Source organism: Streptomyces sp. NPDC021356 (genome assembly GCF_040641015.1).
Lineage (GTDB): Bacteria > Actinomycetota > Actinomycetes > Streptomycetales > Streptomycetaceae > Streptomyces.
On record NZ_JBFACU010000087.1, the window covers coordinates 1 to 6,648 of the forward strand.

The following is a 6,648-nucleotide window of genomic DNA, read 5'->3' on the forward strand; positions in this document are numbered from 1 at the left end:
ACGACAGTCGGGCCACCGGCCTGACCATCACCCACCGGACAAAGCAAAACGGTCCGCCGACTCCGTCGGCAGACCGTCACGCAAGATCGAGGCTAGCGCCAGTCCCACACCGATGGGGGTGCTCCCGAAATGCCACAAGGCGCCCACGAGACGAGGCAGCCATGCCGTCCGCCGCGCCTTCCACCACGCGACGCCCGCGACGACGGCCAGAACGCTGCCAGCAACCGAATGACGTTTCCAGAGCTCCAGCACCTGGGCCTGGATCAGGTCCTTCTGAGTGCCCGCCTGATTGGCCAGCGAGTCGGCGTACTGCGCATACAGTGAACGAGCGGACTCCGACAGTCCGAGAGCCACAAGTGCTGTGGCCGGAACGGCGAAGAATCCCCAGCGTGTCAGACGCGCTCCCGCCGAGGTGACACGACGCAACCGACGACGCACGTTTGATAGCCGCGTGAACTCCGGGACGTCGTAGCCCTCGTCGCGGACGTACTCCTGACACAGCCGCACGGACAGCGAGAGCAGGAAGTCGTGCGGGGCGTAGGTGGCCGGCGCCTGAGCGAGCACCCCGAAATCCGCGTCCTTGACGCACTGCTCCAGCAACTTGGTCTTGCCCGTGCCTCGTGGCCCACACACGGCGATGGTGCCGTAGTCGATGTGTGCGAGCTTGCGCCGCAGTTGCCGTGTGACCTCATTCTCGACGAAGTAGCCCGGCGCCCGCAGCGCCCGCAACCCCTCGTACTCCCCCGGAATGAAAAGCGAGTCGGGGTCCTCGCCGAGCGACTGGCGCACCACCTGAGCGACCAGCGGCTGGGTGACCTTCTCAAGAGCCTCGCCCCAACGCACGGCAGACATCCCCAGTTCGACGCGCTGCGCCAGCCACGCCCCCTTCCACGCCGCGGCGACGAACGCCTGCCGTACGTTGAACCACACCGCGGTGCCACGCCAGAACAGAACGAACAGCGCCGCCCCCGCCGCCGCAACGGCCCCGACCAACGCCACCGGCCCACCGATGGCCAGCACCACTACGCTCGGACACACGATCAGCAGGCAGGTCGCCCACCAGTTCCACTCTGTCTCACGCGCGACTGCCCGGTGCTTGTCCTGAATCTCCGCCAGGTCGGTGAGCGCCTTGTCGAAGGCGTCCTTCCGTGCGCCGCCGCACTGACTGACCGAAAAGTCTCGTACGGCCCCGACCTCATCTGTTCCAGAACGGCTTCCCGGCTCGCACCACTGCGCTTGCCGAGCAGTCGCGCCGTCTCCGGAGCATCGACAGCGGTGAGCACGCAGCGCAGGTAAATCAGGGACTGGTCGGGCTCCATAAAGTCCGTGATCTTCGCCCACCACAGATCCAGCCACGTTCGTAGCGGAAGCATCGTCGCCTTTCCCCAAGTGCCAGAACTCGCGGATGTTAACGCCGCAGACGGTCCCCACGGGAGGGGCACTCAACGGTCAGGCCCCGGAGAGCACCCGGCTACGGAACTGTTCATGGACGCCTGGCTGCCGCGCTGGCCGTCTGGCCCTGTCTCTCCGCACCCACGGACCAGGCCCTCACCGCCGTCCACCAAGAATGTGAAGAGTCCAAACCTCATCCCGAAATATTCAATAAGCACTGCCCCTATCGTGTAGCTGACTCAAAACGCTTCACGCCGGAGCACCCCCGCAGGCCCGCGGTGGACCTTTCCGCCGCACCCATGCCATGTCCGATCGCAGCCGACCACCGGCACGCTCCGCCGAGTGGCTCGCCAAGTACGAACCCACTGTTGACCGCACCTTGATGGGTGCTGAACCTCTTCCCGTCCAGCTGAATGCTCATGGGCGATCAGCCGAACCCGGCCACTTTGACCTCGCCTGGAGGGAGCAATAAAGGGTGAGCGAGCAAGTCGAGAAGCTGCGTGAAAGTCATGGAAATCTGCCAGGATGTGAAATCCTGGGCGTTGACTACACTGATGCACGCCTCGATAACTTGCTGGTCTCCTATGACGGCGAGCACCCCTTCACTATCCAGTGGGATCGAAGGCTCAACGACAGGAATAGTAATATTCTCGACTCGGACCTGATGAACGGGGTGTCTTTCAAGCGCTGCAAGGAAACGTCGGGCAGGGCCAAGCTCCACCAGGTCCTCTGACAATAGGTGGTCTCGCACATATTCGGCGAGATCAGATTTTTTGACCACATTGAAATCGAGAGGAGGGAGATTGGGAACCATCCCTGAGAGGTACGCACTGGACAAAACTATTGAGGCCGAGCGTTCCTCGGCTCTCAGGTTGGCAATAGCCGCAGCAAGCAGTCGGCTAGCCCATGAACTGCCGGGACCCGTGGCCTGGGACATACAGCTAAGGACTCCAAGGGCAGTCAGCAATCGGGCGTCGCGTGCACTCAGCGCATCTCGTATCGCGTGCTCAATTCGGATACGGGCTTGCTCATGAAGCTGTGCTGCCGAAGCAAAACTATGTGCAGCGTGTTGCAGAATACTGATCCGCGGAGGCCGTCCGATTAGCGTAGTTGCATAGTCGACTAGCAAATTATGAAAGCGCGGGTGATGGCGACTGAAATCGTCGTCCAAGAGATCGAGCGCGAGCTGCGCTCCAGGAAGTAGAAGCAGCGTCACTGCATCCCTGGAGTCAAACGAACGTAGCGCGTTGACGAGGTCTCCGCGCAGGTGCGGACGGTGCGTAAAGATACCTGCAGCGGCCAACAGCCAGGTGTTGCGCCACGAGTAGCTAGCAGCAAGAGATTCGAGTCGCGGGACAATTTCGCCTTCAGGTCCGGAGATTAGCGCTCGGGCAGCCATATATTCCTGAAGGCTGCGTACCTCAAAGCCGATGAAACCCGCATTCGGAGCAACGAGCAAGACAAGTCGTTCGGTTGCCGCTTCCAGCAGCTTGTCAGCCAGGATCTCTGCAGCATCCTGGTCCTCGATTTCCTGAAGTAGTCGCTGTTGGATATCTTCTCGAAGTTCGCCATCTTCGATCACCGCATCCAACTCCTGCGACTTGGCTGCGCTAATCTGTAGCGACAGCCCCACATGCTGGTGCAGCCAATCGATCTGGAGCCTATTGTCTGCAAGGAGCTGTCCGGTTGGGCCCGGCTTATCCACCTCTCGGGCGTAAATGGTGTTGTAGTAGGCGTCAAAAAGCTCGTAGCGGTTCTGCGGCAGTCGGGCGCGCCGCTCGACTAGCAGAGACATGATCGTCACTTGCAACGGCGAGCGCATTAGGTGAGCAGTACCATCCTCGGATAGCGCTGCTCTGACTCGTTCCAATACAGTGTCCCGCATGTCAAGATCATCACCGTGGCGCGCGATGGCGAGCCTTTCGGCGTACTGCAGCGCGTCGCTGTCCGCCATGGGCACCAAAGTAAGCGTCTCGTAATCGCCAGAGTAAAACTCGCCTTTATAACCCTGCGGGCGCGTTGTTGCAATCACGAGGATATCGGCATCGATCTGTCGGGCTTCAAGAAGGAAATCAGATATGCGGGACATCACTTCCTCGCGCGTGCGGCGGGAAGCTACCTCATCAAGTCCGTCCAAGATCAACAAACACGGCCATGTCCGCAACCAGCGCTTGATGTGGCTACCCGTAACAGGCACGGAACTTCGGTGGCCCACCCGGTCGGCCAGAAAGCACATGAGACTGACGTCCTCGCCGCCAAGTAGGGCGTTGGCGTACTGGTTGAGGGCAATGCGAATGGGCCACCGGCGACCCTGGGGCGGGTGCAGCCCGATTTCTGCAAACTCACGACGGAGGGAATGCAGAACTGTGCGAGCCTCAGTTGTGAGCAGGTGTTCTCCTTCTTCATCAAGAAGAGCAACGCGATAAATCTGACAGATCAGCTGCCCGAGCGTACTTTTTCCCTGTCCAGGACCGCCAATTAAGACGACGTTGCGCGCTTCGCTCAAAGCGAATCGCGACGGGCGTAGAACCGTATCGCCACGTTCGAGAATATACGCGGCTACACGGGTAGAGTATGACTTTGGCCCGTCTTGATATATCAGAGCCCGTTCCGTTTCCGGCCGAGTATCACGCTCTCCAAAGGTGGCGCGAAGATCGACCACTACCGGACCGAGTTTAATTTTTTGATTGTCTGCCTGCGATCCGGCCTGACCTAGGCGTACCCACTGATCAGAAAGGAGTTCCCTGCCGGCATGTGCACGGATCAATTCGGCGGTGTCGGAATCCGCGTCGGGGACCGTGGTGAGCAAGCGTGAAAGAACATCACCCGGGGTGATGAAATGCGCGAAGGCCCGACGGACACCTTCGTAGATGTCTAGAAACCGGCAAATCTCGTCTCCATGCCATAGGGCCCAGCCTTTCAGGGGGATTCTTGACTTGTTGACGTAGGAGGCTATAAGTCGATCAACACGAGCGATTCCACCGGTCTCAGGGACGGGCGAGAGAGACACATTAGTCGTAAAGATCAAATACTCTGGCAAGCGACCGCGCTTGGAGTATGCGTAAAGCCACGCTTTGAATTCCGCCTCAATCTGACGCTCAAGCCATTCGGCACCAGAGATACCACCTTTAGGGCGTTGCATAAATTTGGCTTGTATCACCCCATAGCCATCCCAAGACTGGTGCTCGTTGGGGTAAGGAATCTGACCGGTGAACGTCGCCTCTCGACCGCCGTCTTTGCCATCCCCGAAGACCGAAACACCGGGGCCAAGCACGCACTTGGCCAGTGTCTGAGACAGGTGCTCGAACTCTCGCCACCCTAGACGCGTCAGGTCATAGTCCATCGGGTCATCTTGGCACGCCGAGTCCTCAGCCGGGTCGCAGCAGCGAGCTTTTCCCATCATCCATCTGGGCTGGCCAAAATGCAGGGGCAGACGGCTTGGAGAGGTCGTCCTGTGCGTGACGCCGCGGGAGCACTCGGACGCCGTACCACTGAGCTCTTTCAGAGTGGCCACTGATCGGGTGACCGGCCGGCGTCCCGCAACGCACGAAGCCCCCGTGCCGTCGAGAGAGGTGTTCGACGTCTCAACTCATCAGCGCAGGAAGCTCGTTGGTTCCCAGCCCTGCCTCACTCGTCTTGCCTCATGCCCTGGTCGAGTGGGTAACCATGCTCATCGTCACCCGTGAGGGTGACCGCCGCTGCAAGCTCCGCCCGTCCCAGCGCGCGATGGTGGCACTGGTGCACCTGCGTGAGCACATCACCCTGGCAAAGATCGCCGCCTGGTTCGGAATCAGCGAATCCACCGCCCACGCCTACACCACCGCGGTCATCCACCTGCTCGCCGAACGCGAACCGGGCCTGCTGAAAGTCCTGCGCGAGGCCGACCCCGACTTCGTGCCGCTGGACGGCACCCTCGCCGAGTGCGACCGGGTCGGCGACTCACGCGAGGACTACTCCCCCTGTGAGGATGGTGGCCGTGTCGCTCCGGCCACGGCTTGACTCGTACTCTCACTGGCCGCTTGTGCCTTGTGTTTGATTGTCAGCCCGGCCGGAGCGACACGTACCGGCACCGGGCCGACGGAGCGTGTCCCGATAGGGGCCTTGTCCTCGAAGTCACCGTCACAGTTCTGACCGCTTCACCGACCGGCGCTGACTATCGGTACGTCGTCGAACAGGAGCACCGTGACCACCCTCGGCATGCCTGCTGCCTTTCCTGCCGTTCACGCTGTGGAGGCCGCGGCTAGGCCGCGCGAAGTGGTGCTCGGCGTCGATACCCACAAGGACGTGCACGTCGCCGCCGTCGTTGACCACCTTGGCAGGCTGCTGAGCAGCGGGGAGTTCCCGGCCACGGCGGCCGGCTACCGCCATCTTCTCCATTGGGCACGCCCATGCGGAACAGTGCTGCGGGCTGGGGTGGAGTGCACTGGCTCCTATGGGGCGGGCCTGGCCCGCTACCTCGCGACCCGACAGATTCCGGTCGTGGAGGTTAACCAGCCCGACCGGTCCACCCGGCGCCGCCGTGGCAAGACCGACACCGCCGACGCTGAAGCCACCGCCCGGACGTCGGCGAGCGCCGTTCGGTCGGGAACACGCAACCGCCCGGGATGGCGACGGCGCCGCTCGGGAGCGGGCGGCAGCAACGGGGCCGCCCGCTCCCACAGGTCGTCAGGAACAAGATCAGCGCGCACCAGGGACACCTTGCCGACCAAGATCGTCGAGCACAAGACTCGCGACTGAACTCATTCTGAAACGATCAGTTAACCAGGTTGAAGACCTCTCGGGCGGCATATCGCTTGAGGCATCGGATGATCTCATGCCGGGTCTCGCCCTCCCGGGTGCGGCGCCGCACCAGCTCAGATCGGGGATGCGGTTGTTTGGCGACGGCGGGTGAGTCCTCACCGCAGTTCCCACGCTTGCAGCCAACCGCCGCTGGTGGAGACGAACATCATGCGCTCCTGAACGGCGGGTTGCCCACGGCCTTCTTCGCTCCATCGCACTGGCAGCTGGGCCGCAGTCCGGTGGGTGCGCGGATCCCACGCGTGCAGGACCCCAGTACGGTCACTGGCCCAGATGCGATCACCCGCCATGAACGGCCTGGTGGTGAAGGCGCCGCCTGCGCTCTTGCGCCACAACTCTCGGCCGGAGAGGGGATCGAGAACTACTAGGACTTGTCCGGGCGATCAAGTTCGCAGCCAGATGACCAGGGCTGCTGCTGTGGCGGTGCCGAGGAAGACGTACCCGCGTTTGTCGTAGCGG

The 6,648-nt window shown here is 61.9% G+C and carries 2 protein-coding genes and 3 pseudogenes; 2 read left to right on the plus strand and 3 right to left on the minus strand.

Features of this window, described 5'->3' with window-relative positions; all coding sequences use genetic code 11:
- Nucleotides 1–27: 27 nt before the first annotated feature.
- Both AB0G56_RS41830 and AB0G56_RS41835 read right to left on the minus strand, forming a co-directional pair.
- Nucleotides 28–1,023, minus strand: coding sequence for a hypothetical protein (locus tag AB0G56_RS41830; RefSeq protein ID WP_360981501.1), 996 nt, complete (start codon nt 1,021–1,023; stop codon nt 28–30).
- A 796-nt stretch (nt 1,024–1,819) separates the two neighbouring features.
- A complete protein-coding gene (locus tag AB0G56_RS41835; RefSeq protein ID WP_360981504.1) occupies nt 1,820–4,735 on the minus strand; it encodes an AAA family ATPase in 2,916 nt (971 codons plus the stop codon).
- A gap of 266 nt (nt 4,736–5,001) precedes the next feature.
- Between AB0G56_RS41835 and AB0G56_RS41840 the strand changes: the two are divergent.
- Together AB0G56_RS41840 and AB0G56_RS41845 are read left to right on the plus strand one after the other, a co-directional pair.
- Nucleotides 5,002–5,349, plus strand: a pseudogene (locus AB0G56_RS41840) (transposase family protein); the annotation flags it as partial.
- A 240-nt stretch (nt 5,350–5,589) separates the two neighbouring features.
- Nucleotides 5,590–5,895 (plus strand): annotated as a pseudogene (locus tag AB0G56_RS41845) (transposase); the annotation flags it as partial.
- Between the two features lie 392 nt (nt 5,896–6,287).
- Here the strand turns inward: AB0G56_RS41845 and AB0G56_RS41850 are convergent.
- Nucleotides 6,288–6,551: pseudogene (locus tag AB0G56_RS41850) on the minus strand (PQQ-binding-like beta-propeller repeat protein); the annotation flags it as partial.
- Nucleotides 6,552–6,648: the final 97 nt, after the last annotated feature.